The sequence below is a fragment of the Hymenobacter daeguensis genome, from assembly GCF_054780555.1.
Genome location: NZ_BAAGWC010000049.1, coordinates 1 through 15,610, shown reverse-complemented (window position 1 = coordinate 15,610; position 15,610 = coordinate 1). Strand labels below are relative to the sequence as shown.

Sequence of the window (15,610 nt, the reverse complement as noted above, 5' to 3'; positions counted from 1 at the left end):
GCCGGGCTACAGCGGCGCCAACCGCGCCCGCTGCGCGGCCGTCAACATTTGCCCCATGACGCAACATAACCACTGTTAACAGTTCCTAATGCGTACAAGCACGCTTTTCAGGGCCTTGCCCAGGGCCACCTGCACGTTTCCTTCGCCGGCCGGCCCACCGGCTTTCAGCTCACCATCACCGATGACGGGGCCGGAATGCCGGCCCAGGACGCGCCGGCGAAGGCATACTCCCTAGGTATGCAGTTGGTCCGCACGCTCACCAAACAGTTGAAAGCGAGCTGTCGGTGACTCGTTCCTTTCCCACGGGCACGCACCTGGAGGTAACTCGTGAATGACGAGGCCTCCGGTGTGGCCCTTATCCCACCCTATGTCTACCATTCTCATAGTTGGAGATGAATTGCTTATTGCCGCCGAGATAGAACACACGCTGGTGCAACTGGGGCACACTCCGCTTGAATCCGTCGACAACAGCGATGAGGCCCTGCGCGTGCTGGCCACGCAGCCCGTGGAACTGGTGCTGATGGACATCAATATTGCCGGCGACTGCGACGGCATCGCGGCGGCCCTGCTCATCCGGCGGCAGTTCGCCATTCCCGTGGTGTTTCTCACGGCCCGCTCCGACGCCGACACCCTGAACCGGGCCAAGCTGGCCCAGCCCTACGGCTACCTGGTCAAGCCCTTCACCGATGATTCCCTGCGGGTGCAGGTGGAGCTGGCCCTCTATAATGCCTACCAGGCCGGGCCCACCGGCCCCGTCTCCGATACGGCGAATGCCGTTGGCACGGAAGTGCTGGGGCCGGCCGAGTGGTGCCCCAAGTTCAGAGACTACCTGTTCGTACGCAAGGGCTCCGGTCATGTCAAGGTGCTGCTCGCCGACATTCTCTACTTCGAGGCGCTGCAGAACTACGTGCACATGCACACCGTGCGGGAGAATTTCGTGTTCGACCCCACGATGAAAGAGCTGGAGCAGAAGCTGCCCGACCAGTTTTTCAAAACCCACCGCTCCCACATCGTGAACCTGGACCACGTGCAGGCTTACGAGGAAAGCAGCGTGCTGCTGGGCAAGGAGTACGTGCCCGTCAGCCGCTCGTGCAAAGACGAGCTGAAAAACCGTATTCACTTAGTAGGATAATCTGATTTTTTGCTGCGGAGACCACCGAGCGTGTGAACCTATTGAACCCACACTTCGGCTCAACAGACGGCTTGGTATAATGACCTATTTTCTCGCCCCTTGCAACGCTTGCATCTTTTTGTGAGTATCAGGCATTTCCCCGAACTCCAGCGCCTTTATTAGGCTGCCGCTGATTGACGGCCACTGAGCCCGTCAATCAGCGGCAGCAGCAAGCCGCGGCGAACTACTACTCCGCGGCAAACTGCTCGGCCGCGATTTGGCCCAGGTGGTAGCCAAAGCGCAGCTCCAGGTCGCTGGGCTGCTGGAAGCCCAAGGCGGCCAGCCGGCCCCATACAGCCTGCACCTCGGGCCGGGCGGCCAGCTTCTGGAAGGTGGCCAGCGATTCCTCAATATCCTGGGGGTAGGGCGCGCCGGCGGTGCGCTTGTTGACCAAGGCCTTGGTTTCGGCGATGGCTACACCCTGGTAGGTGCTGATGCGGATGGCCAGGTCGTTGACAAAATCGTCCAGCTCGGCATCGGGCAGGGCGCGGTTAATCCAGCCGTACTGGGCGGCGGTGTCGGCGTCGAAGTCGTTGCTGCCCACCAGAATTTCCAGCGCCCGCGAGCGGCCCGCCAGCAAGGGCAGGTATTCCAGGCCGCCGCCGCCGGCTACCACGCCGGCGCCCACCTCAATCTGGCAAAACAGGGCTTTTTCGCGGCTGGCAAAGCGCATGTCGCAGGCCAGCACAAACTCCGACCCGTTGCCGCGGGCCCGCCCCCGAATGGAGGCAATGCTGATGACCGAAGAAGTATGCAGGCGGTTGGACACATCGGTCCACTGGTTGACCCCGAGCTTGCCCGAGACGGCCGCTACTTCTGACCCGCGCATCACGTCGTAGTGGGAGATGAAATAGTCCTCGTTGGCGCTGTCGAATACAATGACTTTCAGGTCTTTGTCGGCCTCCACCTGGTCCATGAGCTGCTGCATACCGGTTATCATCTCGGGCGTGAGCAGGTTGATGGGCGGGTTGTCCAGCGTCACGCGCCAGAAGGAGGCGCTGTGCTTGGTGAGGGTCATGGGCGCATGGGCCATTTTCTCCACCGAAAGGGGTTTTTTGGTGAGTTTCATGAGGGTTTTTTCAATAAAAAGTGGGGGTTGTAAAACATTGAGGGACAAGACTAGGAGTGCGTAGCCGCCCCGGCCCTATGCGCGGCGGTGGGCAAGGCGCGCAGCCAGTCCAGCACCAGGGCGGCGTCATCGGGCCAGCCGGGCTGGCCGAGCAGGCCGTGGCTGCGGCCCGGCAGCTCGCGGTAGGTGGTCAGGGAGCCGGCGTGGCGGTAGCGCCGGTAATTGGCGCGGTTGAGGGCGGCGGGGATGAGGCGGTCGGCCCCGCCGGCCAGGAAAAGCAGCGGTGCGTGCGGCCGGCCAAAATCAACCCGCGCCGACCAGCTGAGCGCCTGCCGCAGCAGCCGCTTCGACTCGGGCGTGACCAGCTGCTCGTAGTTCGCCCGCTGCTGCGTAGGCGGCAAGTCGTTGGCAATGAGTAGCTGCCACTGCGCCAGCGAGAGCATGAACGTGGTGCGGGCCGACGAAAGCAGCCCCAGCATCGGCCACACCGCCCGCAGAAACGACCAGCGCAGCGACACCACGCCCAGGGGCGGCACCGACTCGATGGCCACCCCCGCCGCCGCCAGGCCCTGCTGCACCAGCAGCTGCACCAGCAGGCCGCCGTAGGAATGCCCGATGAGGATGGGCGGGGCCGGCAGCCGGCCAATCAGGTCCACGTACACTTGCAGCACGTCGACCAGGCCGTTGGCGGCAATGGGCGAGTGCGGGTGCCGGCGGCGCAGCACGGCGGCCGGGGCCGCTTTGTGCGGCCAGTCAGGCGCGTAGCACGCGTAGCCCTGGCCCTCGAAAAAGGCCCGCCAGTGGTCCCAGCAGGCACTCGTGACGAACGCGCCGGTGACGAAGACAATAACAGGACGAGGGGGAGCGAACGGCATGGCGAGGTCAGGTAAAAAGGGTAAGGGCAGTACGCAGCCCCGGCCGCGCGGCAAAGCCCCGGCTACTGCAGCAGCATCAGCTGGCCCGAGTGGTAGGCTAGGTGGTTGGTACGGCTGAGCAGCACGCTGAGCTTGTTGCGGTGGGGCTGCTGGGCAAAATCGGCCTCCGATACGGCCGCGTGCCGCTCAAACCAGGCCGCCACGGGCAGCTGCTGCATGCCGGCCAGCAGGCGGTCGTGCACCTCGGGCCAATACTGGCGCAGCTCGGCCAGCGAGGCCATCGGCAGGCCGGCCCGGTCGGGGTGGTGCATAAACGCCGCATCCAACTCGGGGTGCAGCCGGGGGCCCAGGCCCAGCAGGGGGCTCAGGTCGTCGTGGTAGGCCAGCAGGTGGCCCACCAGGTAGATGCCCCGGTTTTTGCCGGGCGCCACTTCCCGCAGCAGCAGCTCGTCGGGAAAGGTGGCCAGTAGTTGCTGCACGCGCTGGGTGCGGTCGGCCCAGGCTTTCAGGGCGAGGGAGAGAAACAGAGAATCGTGTTGCACGAAGTGGGGAAAAGCAAGAAGTGAAAAATGACAGCAGAAAAGCGTCGGTAGAAAAACGGACAGCAACCCAGCCACCGGCTGGCCCAGAAGCCCGGCCTAGTCGAGGGCGGGCGGCGGCGGGCCGGCCTCGGGGGCCGAAGCCGGCAGGCGCCCCAGCAGCAGCGCCGCCAGCAGCAGGCAGGCCACGTCCAGCCCCAGGCCCACCCGGAACGCCGGCAGGTAGCTGGCGGCCTGTCCCGGCTGCCATAGCGAGAAGAACACGCCCCCGATGAAGGTAACGCCCAGCGCCGAGGCCGCCTGCTGGCAGGTGGCGTACACCCCCGCCGCCCCGCCGGCCAGGTGGGCCGGCAGCCCGCGCATGGCCACGTTCACCAGCGAGGGCATGACCGAGCCGCTGCCTAGCCCGTAGACCAGCAGCAGGCCCTTGAGCCCGAGCAGGGAAGCGGCAAACCCGGGCGCCCACCCCAGCTGGCCCAGCAGCGAAGCGCCCATCAGCAGCAGGCCGAACTGCAGCAGCCGCCGGCCAAAGCGCGCGATGAAGCGAATGGATAGGTAGGACGCCACCAGAAACCCGGCCCCAAAAAAGACGAACGTGGTGCCGGCCGCCCGGGCGCCTACCCCCAGTCCGCTTTGCAGGTACACGGTGCTTATGAGCAGAAACGAGTTGTGGACGCTGAAAAAGAACACGAGCGTGCCCAGCCCCAGGTTGAAGGAGGGGTAGCGAAACAGGCCCACGTCGAGCAGCGGGTTGCCGCCCCGCCGGCGCAGGGCCACCTGCTGGCGCCCAAACCAGCCCAGCAGCCCGGCCCCGGCCAGCAGTAGGGCCAGGCTCCAGGCCGGCCAGCCCAGCTCGCGCCCCACGCTCAGGGGGTAGAGCACGGCCCCGAGGCCGGCCGTGAGCAGCAGCACGCCGCCCAGGTCGAAGCGCTGGGCCGGGTTGCGGCCGGTATCGGGCAGCAGGCGCCAGGCCGCGCCCACCGCCAGCAGGCCAATGGGCAGGTTGACCAGAAACGTGAGCCGCCAGCCCGCCACGCCCCAGTCGGTACCCACCAAATAGCCGCCTAGCAGCTGCCCCAGCATCGAGGCCAGGCCTAGGGTGATGCCGTAGTACCCGAAGGCGCGGTTGCGGGCCTGGGCTTCGGGAAAGCTCACCTGAATGAGGGCAATGGTCTGCGGTAGCATGGCCGCCGCGCTCACGCCCTGCAAGAAGCGGTAGCCAATCAGCTGCCTGATGCTGGGGGCCAGCCCGCACAGGCAGGAAGCCAGCGTGAAAGCAGCCAGCCCCCCGATAAACAGGCGCCGCCGGCCGTACTGGTCGCCGGCCCGCCCGCCGGTGATGAGCAGGGCCGAGAAGCCCAGCAGGTAGCCGGCAATGACCAATTCCAGGTCGGCGCCGGTGGCGTGCAGGTCGGCCCGGATGGCGGGCAGGGCCATGTTCACGATGAACACGTCGAGCACCGAGAGCAGCGGCGCCGTCAGAATGACGAGCAGCAGGCCCCACGGGTGGGTAAGCGCGAGGGCCGGGGTAGCAGGGCCTGGGCCCGGAGGATGCAGGGCCTGGCTCATAAGTCGGTGGTAGCTAAAACCCGGGCCGCGCCCTCCTGCAGGGCCTGCCAGGCCAGGGCCACGTCGGCGTCCTCGGTGCGCCAGTTGGCAAACGCGGCGCGCAGGCCGGGCCGCCCGTGCAGCACGGTGGGCGTGAAAAAAGCCCGGCCGTCGTCGCGCAGCCAGCGCTGCAGCCGCGCCAGGGCGGTGGGGTCCTCCGCGCCGGGCCCGCGCAGCGTGAAGCACACCACGTTGAGCCGGGTGGGCGCCAGCAGGGCAAACTGCGGCGAATCGGCCAGGTACTGGCTCAGCTGCCGGGCCAGCCGGCAGTTGCGCTCCACCAGCTCGCGGTAGCCGGCGCGGCCGTAGGCCAGCAGCGTGCACCAGGCCGGCAGGGCCCGGAACCGGCGCGAGTTTTCGGGCGTCAGGTGGTGAAAGTCGGGCGCGTCGAGGGTGGCGGCGGGCAGGTAGCTGGCGCTGTTCTGAAACACTGCCACCTGCAGCGCCCGGTGCTCGGGGCGGGTGTAGAGCATGGCCGCGTCGTAGGGCACGTTCAGCCACTTGTGGGCGTCCACGGCCACCGAGTCGGCGTGCCCGATGCCGCGCAGCAGGGGCGCGTAAGTGGGTGAGCAGGCCGCGAAGCCCCCGAACGCCGCATCCACGTGCAGCCAGAACGGGTAGCGCTGCTTCAGCGCGCCCAGGGCCTGCAGGTCGTCAAAATCGACGGTGTTGACGGTGCCGGCGCTGGCCACCACCACAGCCGGCTGGCCCGCCAGCTGCTCCAGCGCCGCTTCCAGGGCCGCCACGTCCAGGGCTTCGCGGCCACCGGGCAGGCTGGGCACTAGTTGGATGCTGTCGCGCCCCAGCCCCAGCATGGCCAGACTCTTGTACACGCTCGAGTGCGGGGCCGCGCTCAGCACGGGCAGCGGCCCCAGGCCCTGGCTGCCGGCCTGGGCCACGTCGACGCCCCGCCGGTGGCCGGCCCACTGCCGCGCCAGCGCCAGCCCCACGAAGTTGGCCATGGTGGCCCCGGTCACGAAGCAGCCGGCAAAGTCGGTGGGCAGGCCCAGCAGCTGCTGCAGCAGGGCCAGGGTTTCGCGCTCCACGTGGGTGGCCACCGAGTCGCCGGTGGCGGCCAGGTTCTGGTCGAAGGCACTCACCAGCCAGTCGCCGGCCACGGCGGCGGGGGTAGCGCCGCCCAGCACGTAGCCGAAGTAGCGGGCGCCCGCGCTGCCGCTCAGTTCGGCCGCGTAGGTGCGCATAAAGTCGGCCAGCGCCGCCGGCCCCCCGGCGCCCTGCTCGGGCAGCGTCCGAAACGGCCGGTCCGTGGGGCGCACGGCCGCCGGCCGCGTGGGCAGCCCGGCCAGAAAGTCGGTGGCCGCCTGCTGGGCCTGCGTCAGCAGCGCTGCCAGGCCGTCTGCATCGGCTTGCAAAAGGTCGTTCATGGCTAGTGGGCAAGAAAGGGAGGGGTAGGCGCGGCCCCGAGGGTTAGCCGGTACACGCGCGAGTTCCGGTCGGGGTAGCGGTAGGCGGCGGGCAGGGTGCGCGTATCGGTGACTTCCTCAAAGCCGTTGCGCTCGTAGAAGCGGTGCGAGGCCGTGGCCACGGCCGGTGTATCGAGGTAGATAGTCGCGAAGCCCAACTGCCGGGCCACGGGTACAAGGTGGTCAAACAGCTGCTGCGCCACGCGGGCCGAGGTGCCGCGCCACTCCTTTTTCACGAACATCTTGCGCAGAATGCCCGTGCGCGCGTCCAGCCGCTGCAGGCCGATGGTGCCCACCAGCTCGCCGTCAGCTTTGGCCACCCAGAAGCCGCCGGTGGCATAAAAGGCCGCCAGGTCAAGCAGGTCGGGCTGCTCGTGCGGCGCGAAGCCCAAGTTGAATTCGCCGTTCTGGATGCCGAGCACGAAGGCGGCCACCCGCGGGGCGTCGGCCGGTTGCAGGGGTTCGATGGTCATGGGGTAGGAGCGGATGAGGGGAAAAGAAGTCAAGCCGCCGGGCTAGCAGCGCTCCAGGATGGTGGCAATGCCCTGGCCGCCCCCGATGCACTGCGTGGCCAGCGCGTAGCGCCCGCCCGTGCGCTGCAGCAGGCTGGCCGCCTTGCCCGTGATGCGGGCCCCGGTGGCCCCTAGGGGGTGGCCGATGGCGATGCCGCCGCCGTCCAGGTTCAGCCGGGCGGGGTCCAGGCCCAGCTCGCGCTGGCAGGCCAAGGCCTGGGCCGAGAAGGCTTCGTTGAGCTCCACCACGTCCAGGTCCTCGATGCGCAGGCCGGCGCGGGCCAGGGCCTTGCGCGTAGCCGGAATCGGGCCGATGCCCATCAGCTCGGGCGCCACGCCGGCCACGGCCACGGCCCGCAGCTGGGCCAGCGGCGTGAGGTGGTGGCGCCGCAAAAACGCCTCGCTCACCACCAGCACCGCCGCCGCCCCGTCGGTGAGGGGCGAGGACGTGCCGGCCGTCACGGTGCCGTCTTCCAGAAATGCCGGCTTGAGGGCGGCCAGCCCCTCCAAAGTAGTGCCGGGGCGCAGGCAGCCGTCCTGCGCCACCACCGTGCCGTCGGCCAGCGTCACCGGCACGATTTCCCCGGCAAAGGCCTGGGCCTGCCCGGCCGCGGCGGCCTTGCGTTGGCTCTCGGTGGCAAAGGCGTCCTGGTCGGCGCGGCCGATGCCGTACGCACGGGCCACGTTTTCGGCCGTGATGCCCATGGGCGTGTAGGCCTCGGGGCGCTGCTGTTGCAGCCGCGGGTTGCGGGAGGGGCTGAGCCCGCCCTGCGGCACCCGGGTCATCGACTCCACGCCGACGCACAGAAAGGCGTCACCGGCGCCGGTGGCAATACTGCCCGCCGCCATGTGAATGGCCGACATCGACGAGCCGCAGAAGCGGTTGATGGTGGCGCCGGCTACGGCATCGGGCAGCCCGGCCAGCAGGCTCACGATGCGGGCCAGGTTGTCGCCCTGCTCGCCCTCGGGGTAGGCGCAGCCCAGCAGCACGTCCTCCAGCTCGGCGGCCCCGAACGACTGGCGCGCCAGCAGGCCCCGCACCACCTGGGCGGCCAGCTCGGCCGGTGGCAGCTCGGCAAAGGCACCCTTGCGGGCAAACTGGAAGGGGGAGCGGGCAAAATCAAGCAGGTAAGCGTCCATAACGGAGTGGGAAAAGAGGGTGGGGAAACAGGGAGCGGTTCTGCCAAGCGCGGTTAGGCCTCGTATTCTTTTTAGCGAAGCTGTTTAGAAAGTCCATCAGAACGGCACGCTCATCTGGTGACTTTCTAAACAGTTTCTACCCGCGGCCTACACCTGCGCTACCCCCCCATCCACGAACAACTCCACCCCAGTGATGTAGCTGCTGTCGTCGGAGGCCAGGAACACCACGGCTTTGCCCACTTCGTCGGCGTCGCCCAGGCGGCCCAGGGGCACCTGGCTGGCCAGGGCCTCGAACAGCTGGGCTGTTTGCTCGGGCGTCTGCCCGAAGGCGCTCAGGCCGGGCGTGATGATGGAGCCCGGGCTCACCGCGTTGACGCGGATGCGGCGGTCCTTCAGCTCGGCCGTCCAGGTGCGGGCAAACGAGCGAATGGCGGCCTTGGTGGCGCTGTACACGCTCAGGTTGGCCGGCCCCTGCGAGCCTACCATCGACGAGGTGAGGATGATGGCGCCCCCGTCGCGCAGCAGCGGCAGGGCCTTCTGCACCGTGAAGAACGTGCCCTTCACGTTGATGTCGAAGTGCTTGTCGAAGTGGGCTTCCGGAGCGTCGGCCAGCGGGGCAAAATCGGCCACCCCGGCGTTGGCAAATACAATATCCAGGTGGCCTTTTTGCGCCTTGATGATGGCAACTATCCGGTCGAGGTCGGCCAGGCTGGCCACGTCGCCCTGAATGCCGTGGGCGGCGGTGGCGCCCAGCTCCTGCTCGGCGGCGGCCAGCTCGGCGGCGCGCCGGCCGGTAATGAACACGTAGGCCCCTTCGGCCACGAAGCGCTTGGCCGTGGCCAGGCCGATGCCCGTGGTGCCGCCCGTAATGAGGGCGATTTTACCGGCTAGCTTCTGTGCGTTTTCCATATCGTTACTAAATTGAAAGTCAGCTGATTAGCCCTGCATGGCCACGAAGGCCTCGGCCGGCGAGGCGCGGTGGAACTCGTAGAACTGGGCCGTCTGGCCCACCATAATTTCGGGCACGTCCTGCTCCAGGCCCGCTACCAGTTCGCTGGCCACCTGCTGGGGCGGAATGCCATTTTCGCCGCCGATTTCCGTCGAGAAATCCGTGTTGACCAGCGGGGGCAGCAGCTCGAACACCTGCACGTTGGTGGATTGGGCCAGCGTGTGCCGCAGGGCCTGGGTGTAGGAGCGCAGCGCCGCCTTGCTGGCCGAGTAGGTCGGGATGGCCGAGCCCGGCGCAAATACCACGATGGAGGTCACGTTGACGATGGCGGCCGCGGGCTGGCGGCTCAGCAGCGGCAGCAACTGCTCGGTGAGGCGGATGACGGCCAGGTAGTTGGTGGTGATTTCCTCGCTGGCCTTGGCAAAGGCATCGGCGCCGACGCCCAACTGGTAGGCGTAGGCCTGGCCGGCGTTGTTGATGAGCATGCTCAGGTCGCCAAACTCGGCGTTGAGCCGGCCGACCAGGCGAGCGACCGACGCGGCATCGGTCAGGTCGGCGGCAATGGCCGTGGCGCCGGGCAGCTGGGCCAGGGCCTTGTGCAGGCGCTCCTCGCTGCGGCCGGTGATGATGACGCGGTTGCCCTTTTCGAGCAGCAGCTGGGCCGTGGCCAGGCCAATGCCGGAGCCGCCGCCGGTAACGAGGACGGTTTGGTTGGAAATGTTCATGGGAAATTGAAAAAATGGGGAATGAGAAAATGAAAAAGACTTTTTAGTCTATTTTAAAACAGGAAAAAGCCGCGCTAAATCGTCGCGGGAAGCTGAATAAAAGACTTTTTAGTCTTTTATTGAAGAAAAAAAATCAGGCCGGTGCGTAGGCTTCCAATTCGGCCTTCAGGGTCTTCACCAGCTGGTACATGGGCTGGCTGCTGCCCAGCACCCGGCAGATAACGGTAGCGCCCTCCACGGCGGCAAACATCTTGAAGGCAAAATCCTGCGCATTGAGGTGCGGAGCAAACTCGCCCTGCGCGATGCCCTGCTGCAGAATAGCCGCGAAGCCGGCCTGCGCGGCCTGCAGCACGGCCGCTACTTTCTGCTTCACGAGGGGGTGGTTGTCGTCGGCCTCCACGGCCAGGTTGAAGATGGGGCAGCCGCCCACTACCGGCGTATCGAGCGGGTTCTGGCAGTAGTCGAGGTAGGCGAAAATGCGGCCCTTAGCCGTGGTGGCCCGGCTCATGGCCTGCTGGATGCGGCCCTGAATCTTGGCCAGCAGAAAGTCGGCCGTCTGGGCCGAAAGGTCGTCTTTGTTTTCGAAGTGGCTGTAGAGGCAGCCCTTGGCCACCTTGGCCGCCTGCAGCACGTCGTCGATGGTGGTGCCGGCAATGCCCTTCTGGTTGAACAGCGGGGCGGCCTGTTCAATGATGGACTGCTTGGTACGCTCGGCTTTGCGCATGGCGGGGGTGAAGTGGCGGTGCAAATATAGACCAAAAAGTCTTTTTTTAATGAAATGTTTTCTCCGGCCGGTTTTTCTCAGGAAAAATAATTTTCAAACAAAGCAATCTACTTGCAGGTAGGTAGATTACTTTTGCCACCCCAAACCTGCTTTGTCCTCATGCCTGCTTACGCTCCTACGGCCAACACCCGCGAAAAAATTCTCGGCTTAGCCCGGCACTACATCCAGGGCATCGGGTACCACTCGTTCAACTACCGGCAGATTGCCTCGGACCTGGCTATCAAGAACGCCAGCATCCACCACTACTTCCCGGCCAAGGACGACCTGGGCCTGGCCGTTATCGGGCAGGCCATGGCGGACTTTGACGCGGCCGCCCAGAGTTGGGCTGCCCTCCCCCGCCCTGCCCGCGTGGAGGCCCTGCTGGACGTGTACCGGCGCTACCTGGCCGACGGCCGCAAGCTGTGCGTGGTGGGCAGCTTCGGCGCCTGCTACCAGGACATTGCCCCGGCGCTGCAAACCGCCATCGACTCGCACGTGACGCAGATTGCGACCTGGCTGACGCGCACCCTGCAGGAGGGTCGGCAAAGCGGGGAGTTCACGTTTCGGAGCACGCCGGAGGCGCTCACGTCGGCCTGGATGAGCACCCTGGTCGGCTCACTCAACATCGGCCGCACGCACGGCGCCAAGCATTTCGAACAAACGCTGGATTGCCTGCGGGAGAGTCTGCGCTAAAATTTTTTGCCCCTTTTACCTACCTGCATGTAGGTAGATTTTTGATTCAACAGCGTGGGCCTGTTGCCCACAATCATTTTTTACTTTTTTCCTCCTGCAATCATGTCATTGCTGAACGCATTCAAGTGGCGCTACGCCGCCAAAAAGTACGACGCCGCCAAAAAGCTGACGTCGGAACAACTAACCGACCTGCTCGAAACGGCGCGCTTGTCGCCCTCCTCGTATGGCCTGCAGCCCTATAAGCTCATCGTGGTGAATGACCCGGCCACCCGCGAGCGGCTTAGCCAGGCCGCTTATGGCCAGCCGCAAATTCTGGGCGGCTCGCACCTGGTGGTGCTCGCCACCGAAACCGATGTGAACGAGCAATCCGTGGCCCGCTACATCGATGCCGCCGCCGTGGCCCGCAAAGCGCCGCGTGAGGCCTTGGCGCCTCGCGAAGCCCAAATCAACGCCGCCATCGATAAGATGAGCGCTGAGCAGCGCGTGGAGTGGGGCAAGCGCCAGACTTACCTGGCCCTGGGCATACTCATCAGCGCAGCGGCCGCGGCCGGCATCGACGGTTCGCCCATGGAGGGCTTCGACCCGGCGCAGGTGGACGAGATTCTGGGTTTGCGCGCGCAGAACCTGACGTCGACCGTGCTGATGGTGCTCGGCTTCCGGGCCCAGGACGACGAGTTTGCCACCTTCGCCAAAGTCCGCAAGGACGAGGCCGCCATCATCGAACAGCGCTAGACCGCCATGGAAACCCAAAAATTTATTTTGCTGGCCCAGGTGACAGTCCGGCCCGAGTTTCTGGCCGAGGTGACGGCCCTGGCCAAGGCCACGCTCGTGCCCACGCTGCAGGAGCCGGGCTGCGAAGTGTTCGTGCAAACGGCCCGCAAAGACGACCCCAACACCTTGGTTTTCTTCGAGATGTTCACCTCCGAGCAAGCCAACGAGCTGCACCTGGCCCAGGACTACACCAAGGCGTTCTTTGCCGGGGTGCAGGGCAAAGTGGCCGCCCCGCCCACCATGACGCTGCTGCAGCCGCTCTAGCATGGGCCTCAACCAAGCAACTACGCCAGCCGCCGGCCCCAGCCCGGTGGCGCCGGTGCCGGCTACGCGCACGCACCTGCAACTCACGGCCTTCGGCGACCCGGCCGAGGTTTTGCGACTAGTAACGGAACCCATGCCGGTGCCCGGCCCCCACGAGGTGCTCGTGGCCCTGGAAGCGGCCCCGCTCAACCAGTCCGACTTTCTGCTGGTGCGCGGCACCTACGGCGTGCGGCCGGCGCTGCCGGCCCCGGTGGGCTCGGAGGGGGTAGGGCGCGTGGTGCAGCTGGGGCCGCAGGCCGAGGCGACGCTGCTGCAGCAGCGGGTGCTGGTGCTGCCCACCTACGAGCAGGGCACCTGGGCCTCGCACGTGGTGGTGCCGGTGCGCAACCTGGTGCCGGTATCGAACAGCGCCGACCCCGAGCAGCTGGCCATGCTGGGCATCAATCCGCCCACGGCCTACCTGCTGCTGCGCCAGTACGTGAACCTGATGCCCGGCGACTGGATAGCCCAGACGGGCGGCAATTCGGCGGTGGGCCAGTACGTCATTGCGCTGGCGAAAATGGCGGGCATCAACACCCTGAGCGTGGTGCGCCGCGAGGAGGCCTCCGCGCAGGTGCGCCAGCTCGGCGGCACCGCCGTGATGCTGCTGGGCGACGACCTGGAAGCGCAGCTGGCCCAGGCCCTGGGCGGCCAGCAGCTGCGCCTGGTGCTCGACACGCTGGGGGGCACCATTGCCGGCACCCTGGCCAAGTTCGTGCAAAACCACGGCAAGCTGGTGGGCTACTCCAGCGAGTTCGGGCACGCGCCGGTGCTCGCCCCGCAGGACCTGTTTTTCCGGCAGCTCAGCTACCACGGCTTCTGGCTCATTGACTGGGTGCGCAACGCCCCGGCCGAGGAAAAGCGCCAGGTGTACCAGCGCCTGAGCGAGCTGGTGGCCGGCGGGCAGCTGCACGCGGCGGTGGCCGCCACCTATCCGCTGGCCGATTTCGCGCAGGCCATTGCCCACGCGCAGCAGGGCAGGCGTGACGGCAAGGTGCTATTCAAATTTAACTAGCTAATTTTTAACTTACTACGGACTTTTATGCACACAACATCAAGCACTGATGCCCGCCCTGCTACCGTGCTGGTGGCGGGCGCCGGGGGCCACCTGGGCCGCCGGGTAGTCGAGCTGCTGCACGCGCAGGGCTACCCCGGCCTGGTAGCCGCCACCCGCCACCCCGAGAAGCTCACGGCTTTCCGCAACGCCGGCCTGGACGTGCGGCGGGTTGATTTCAACGAGCCCGCTACCTTGGCCCCGGCCTTGGCTGGCATCGACCGGCTGCTGCTCATTTCGACCGATGAGCTGAGCACGCTTGGCCTGCGCATCCGGCAGCACCTAGCGGCCATTGAGGCGGCCAAGGCGGCGGGGGTAGGGCACATTGTGTACACTTCTATGCCCCACCCGGAGCCGGGCTCGGTCATTCCCTTCGCCCCCGACCACTACGCCACCGAGCAGGCCCTGCGGCAGAGTGGCCTGGGCTACACCATTTTGCGCGTGAGCTGGTACGCCGACAACCTGCTCGGCTTTCTGCCCCAGCTGCTGGCGGCCGGCAAGTGGTTTACAGCGGCAGGCGAGGGCCGCATTGCCTACATCCCGCGGGAGGATGTAGCCCGCGCCACGGCCGCCGCGCTGGTGGCCCCGGCTCCGCCCAGCACTACCTACGACCTCACCGGCCCGCAGGCGCTATCCGTGGCCGAAATGGCCGACCTGGCCGCCGATGTGTTCCGGCAGCCGCTCGACGTGGTGTACCTCTCCGAGCAGGTGCTGACGCAGAAGCTGACGGAGCTGGGTATTCCAGCGCCGCCGGCCATGGTGGTAGTGACCGATACCAACACCCGACTCGGGAAGTTTGACCTCGTTACCGATGCGGTGGCCCAACTCACCGGCCAGCCGCCGCAGTCGCTCCGGACCTTCTTCGAGCAAGCGGTCAGCGGGTTTGTGCAGTCCGGCTCGCATTAAGCAAAGGCATACTGTTTTTGCAAGACGTCATGTCCTAAAATTAGTCGCTCCTTTCAGCAAACCACTAGCAACTGCCCAGCACCAGGTGCCATACAAGCCACTATAGCACTTATAGCACTTATAGCACTTAACGAGTTCAAAAAAACCGTCTACGAATCAAAGTTTACGGAATGTCGCGAAGGGATGAGTTTCGTAAACGCCACAGTAGGGGCTCCGGCCCTGGCAAACTATAAACCGGCACGGACGAGAGCACCCGGTGAGATTCCAAGATGGTGGACTTCTTGATATTTTGAGTTTGAAGGCTGCGTGCCGTTCGTGTGTCGGGGCTGTACCTCACCAGCGAATTCCAACCATTCGTCAACTTTCCAGCCAAGCGGTTTATAGCCCGGATAGGTTTGTAGCGTCAAATCACGGTTTGGCAAGTTCACGCCCGGGCCGGTCGGCATGGGGTGTCACGCTATTTCCCCGCGATGCTCAGCGCCTATTCCTGGGGCCAGTTTGGCCTTTTCGTTTTGGTTGTGGTTGTTTTCTACTACCTGGTAGTGGGCCTACTCTACTACCGGGCAGAACTTACGACCCTGCTGACGCCGGGCAAAAAGACGGCCGGTGTCCGGCTCGCCGGGGTGGGCGGTACAGCGGCGGCTCCTCCCTCCCTCCCTAGTGGTCCTACCTCGGCTTTTGTCAAAGCCACGCTAGCGGCCACGGAAATCCGGGAGGAAGCTGATGACGCGGAACGTCCTAAAGCCGGCGCGGACCAGAACCTGCCGGCGGCCGCCGAGCCGCTGGTCAGCGGAACACTGCCCGACTCCACCGGCACGGCCACTGGCCACGACGAAAGCACCGGCGATACCACCCCGATGGAGGCAACGGCCGTCGCAGGCGACGAAGGGCAGTTACAGGACGAAAACCGCACGGAAGAAGCTGACCAAACCAACGAGCACCTGGCTGCGCTGGTCCGGCGCGAAGCCCACAACCTGCTCCCGGAATCCGTGGCGGCGGATGCGCCGGTTCATGGGGTACTATGAGTTGTTAACAGTGGTTATGTTGCGTCATGGGGCAAATGTTGACGGCCGCGCAGCGGGCGCGGTTGGCGCCGTTGTAGCCCGGG

The 15,610-nt window shown here is 66.0% G+C and carries 17 protein-coding genes; 7 read left to right on the top strand and 10 right to left on the bottom strand.

The features are described from left to right. The first annotated feature begins 367 nt into the window (after positions 1-367). Complete coding sequence (locus tag ACYVHT_RS23055; RefSeq protein WP_460557716.1) at positions 368-1,132, top strand: LytTR family transcriptional regulator DNA-binding domain-containing protein; 765 nt, start codon at positions 368-370, stop codon at positions 1,130-1,132. A gap of 226 nt (positions 1,133-1,358) precedes the next feature. Here ACYVHT_RS23055 and ACYVHT_RS23050 read toward each other — a convergent pair whose 3' ends face one another. From ACYVHT_RS23050 to ACYVHT_RS23005, 10 genes are all read right to left on the bottom strand, one after another. Continuing rightward, the gene (locus ACYVHT_RS23050; RefSeq protein WP_460557714.1) at positions 1,359-2,240 is read right to left on the bottom strand and encodes an enoyl-CoA hydratase/isomerase family protein; all 882 of its coding nucleotides are present in this window, start codon (positions 2,238-2,240) and stop codon (positions 1,359-1,361) included. A gap of 50 nt (positions 2,241-2,290) precedes the next feature. Continuing rightward, positions 2,291-3,115, bottom strand: coding sequence for an alpha/beta hydrolase (locus ACYVHT_RS23045; RefSeq protein ID WP_460557712.1), 825 nt, complete (start codon positions 3,113-3,115; stop codon positions 2,291-2,293). A gap of 62 nt (positions 3,116-3,177) precedes the next feature. Beyond that, positions 3,178-3,657: a DinB family protein gene (locus tag ACYVHT_RS23040; RefSeq protein WP_460557710.1), complete on the bottom strand. Its 480-nt coding sequence runs from the start codon at positions 3,655-3,657 to the stop codon at positions 3,178-3,180. Positions 3,658-3,753: 96 nt separating this feature from the next. Next, positions 3,754-5,223 carry an MFS transporter gene (locus ACYVHT_RS23035; RefSeq protein ID WP_460557708.1) on the bottom strand — a complete coding sequence of 490 codons (1,470 nt, stop codon included), beginning with the start codon at positions 5,221-5,223 and terminating at the stop codon, positions 3,754-3,756. After that, entirely contained in the window at positions 5,220-6,647 is a 1,428-nt protein-coding gene (locus ACYVHT_RS23030) for a pyridoxal phosphate-dependent decarboxylase family protein (protein ID WP_460557706.1), read from the bottom strand. Before ACYVHT_RS23030 ends, ACYVHT_RS23035 begins: the two co-directional genes overlap by 4 nt. A gap of 2 nt (positions 6,648-6,649) precedes the next feature. Continuing rightward, positions 6,650-7,159 (bottom strand): GNAT family N-acetyltransferase, encoded by a 510-nt coding sequence (locus ACYVHT_RS23025; RefSeq protein WP_460557704.1) that lies wholly within the window; start codon positions 7,157-7,159, stop codon positions 6,650-6,652. A gap of 42 nt (positions 7,160-7,201) precedes the next feature. Next, the gene (locus ACYVHT_RS23020; protein WP_460557702.1) at positions 7,202-8,338 is read right to left on the bottom strand and encodes a thiolase family protein; all 1,137 of its coding nucleotides are present in this window, start codon (positions 8,336-8,338) and stop codon (positions 7,202-7,204) included. Positions 8,339-8,485: 147 nt separating this feature from the next. Further along, entirely contained in the window at positions 8,486-9,247 is a 762-nt protein-coding gene (locus ACYVHT_RS23015; RefSeq protein ID WP_460557700.1) for an SDR family oxidoreductase, read from the bottom strand. A gap of 27 nt (positions 9,248-9,274) precedes the next feature. Continuing rightward, positions 9,275-10,012 carry an SDR family oxidoreductase gene (locus ACYVHT_RS23010; RefSeq protein ID WP_460557698.1) on the bottom strand — a complete coding sequence of 246 codons (738 nt, stop codon included), beginning with the start codon at positions 10,010-10,012 and terminating at the stop codon, positions 9,275-9,277. A gap of 133 nt (positions 10,013-10,145) precedes the next feature. Continuing rightward, positions 10,146-10,736 carry a TetR/AcrR family transcriptional regulator gene (locus ACYVHT_RS23005; RefSeq protein WP_460557696.1) on the bottom strand — a complete coding sequence of 197 codons (591 nt, stop codon included), beginning with the start codon at positions 10,734-10,736 and terminating at the stop codon, positions 10,146-10,148. Between the two features lie 159 nt (positions 10,737-10,895). Here ACYVHT_RS23005 and ACYVHT_RS23000 point away from each other — a divergent pair, with 159 nt between their 5' ends. The 6 genes from ACYVHT_RS23000 (at position 10,896) to ACYVHT_RS22975 (ending at position 15,527) form a co-directional block, all read left to right on the top strand. Continuing rightward, complete coding sequence (locus tag ACYVHT_RS23000; RefSeq protein ID WP_460557694.1) at positions 10,896-11,468, top strand: TetR/AcrR family transcriptional regulator; 573 nt, start codon at positions 10,896-10,898, stop codon at positions 11,466-11,468. Positions 11,469-11,570: 102 nt separating this feature from the next. Next, complete coding sequence (locus tag ACYVHT_RS22995; protein ID WP_460557692.1) at positions 11,571-12,200, top strand: NAD(P)H-dependent oxidoreductase; 630 nt, start codon at positions 11,571-11,573, stop codon at positions 12,198-12,200. A gap of 6 nt (positions 12,201-12,206) precedes the next feature. Beyond that, positions 12,207-12,503, top strand: a complete 297-nt coding sequence (locus tag ACYVHT_RS22990) for a putative quinol monooxygenase (protein WP_460557690.1) — start codon at positions 12,207-12,209, stop codon at positions 12,501-12,503. 1 nt (position 12,504) lies between these two features. Continuing rightward, positions 12,505-13,557 (top strand): zinc-dependent alcohol dehydrogenase family protein, encoded by a 1,053-nt coding sequence (locus ACYVHT_RS22985; protein ID WP_460557688.1) that lies wholly within the window; start codon positions 12,505-12,507, stop codon positions 13,555-13,557. 27 nt (positions 13,558-13,584) lie between these two features. Continuing rightward, positions 13,585-14,502, top strand: a complete 918-nt coding sequence (locus ACYVHT_RS22980; RefSeq protein WP_460557687.1) for an SDR family oxidoreductase — start codon at positions 13,585-13,587, stop codon at positions 14,500-14,502. Positions 14,503-14,972: 470 nt separating this feature from the next. Next, positions 14,973-15,527 (top strand): hypothetical protein, encoded by a 555-nt coding sequence (locus ACYVHT_RS22975; protein WP_460557685.1) that lies wholly within the window; start codon positions 14,973-14,975, stop codon positions 15,525-15,527. The last annotated feature ends 83 nt before the right edge of the window (positions 15,528-15,610 follow it).

What these genes read in the sequence shown, in the direction of transcription:
- ACYVHT_RS22975 (WP_460557685.1), top strand. Translation starts at nt 14,973, where the DNA reads ATGCTCAGCGCCTATTCCTGGGGCCAGTTTGGCCTTTTCGTTTTGGTT.
- ACYVHT_RS23015 (WP_460557700.1), bottom strand. Translation starts at nt 9,247, where the DNA reads ATGGAAAACGCACAGAAGCTAGCCGGTAAAATCGCCCTCATTACGGGC.
- ACYVHT_RS23050 (WP_460557714.1), bottom strand. Translation starts at nt 2,240, where the DNA reads ATGAAACTCACCAAAAAACCCCTTTCGGTGGAGAAAATGGCCCATGCG.
- ACYVHT_RS23000 (WP_460557694.1), top strand. Translation starts at nt 10,896, where the DNA reads ATGCCTGCTTACGCTCCTACGGCCAACACCCGCGAAAAAATTCTCGGC.
- ACYVHT_RS23045 (WP_460557712.1), bottom strand. Translation starts at nt 3,115, where the DNA reads ATGCCGTTCGCTCCCCCTCGTCCTGTTATTGTCTTCGTCACCGGCGCG.
- ACYVHT_RS23020 (WP_460557702.1), bottom strand. Translation starts at nt 8,338, where the DNA reads ATGGACGCTTACCTGCTTGATTTTGCCCGCTCCCCCTTCCAGTTTGCC.
- ACYVHT_RS23005 (WP_460557696.1), bottom strand. Translation starts at nt 10,736, where the DNA reads ATGCGCAAAGCCGAGCGTACCAAGCAGTCCATCATTGAACAGGCCGCC.
- ACYVHT_RS22990 (WP_460557690.1), top strand. Translation starts at nt 12,207, where the DNA reads ATGGAAACCCAAAAATTTATTTTGCTGGCCCAGGTGACAGTCCGGCCC.
- ACYVHT_RS23010 (WP_460557698.1), bottom strand. Translation starts at nt 10,012, where the DNA reads ATGAACATTTCCAACCAAACCGTCCTCGTTACCGGCGGCGGCTCCGGC.
- ACYVHT_RS22995 (WP_460557692.1), top strand. Translation starts at nt 11,571, where the DNA reads ATGTCATTGCTGAACGCATTCAAGTGGCGCTACGCCGCCAAAAAGTAC.
- ACYVHT_RS23030 (WP_460557706.1), bottom strand. Translation starts at nt 6,647, where the DNA reads ATGAACGACCTTTTGCAAGCCGATGCAGACGGCCTGGCAGCGCTGCTG.
- ACYVHT_RS23035 (WP_460557708.1), bottom strand. Translation starts at nt 5,223, where the DNA reads ATGAGCCAGGCCCTGCATCCTCCGGGCCCAGGCCCTGCTACCCCGGCC.
- ACYVHT_RS23055 (WP_460557716.1), top strand. Translation starts at nt 368, where the DNA reads ATGTCTACCATTCTCATAGTTGGAGATGAATTGCTTATTGCCGCCGAG.
- ACYVHT_RS23025 (WP_460557704.1), bottom strand. Translation starts at nt 7,159, where the DNA reads ATGACCATCGAACCCCTGCAACCGGCCGACGCCCCGCGGGTGGCCGCC.
- ACYVHT_RS22985 (WP_460557688.1), top strand. Translation starts at nt 12,505, where the DNA reads ATGGGCCTCAACCAAGCAACTACGCCAGCCGCCGGCCCCAGCCCGGTG.
- ACYVHT_RS22980 (WP_460557687.1), top strand. Translation starts at nt 13,585, where the DNA reads ATGCACACAACATCAAGCACTGATGCCCGCCCTGCTACCGTGCTGGTG.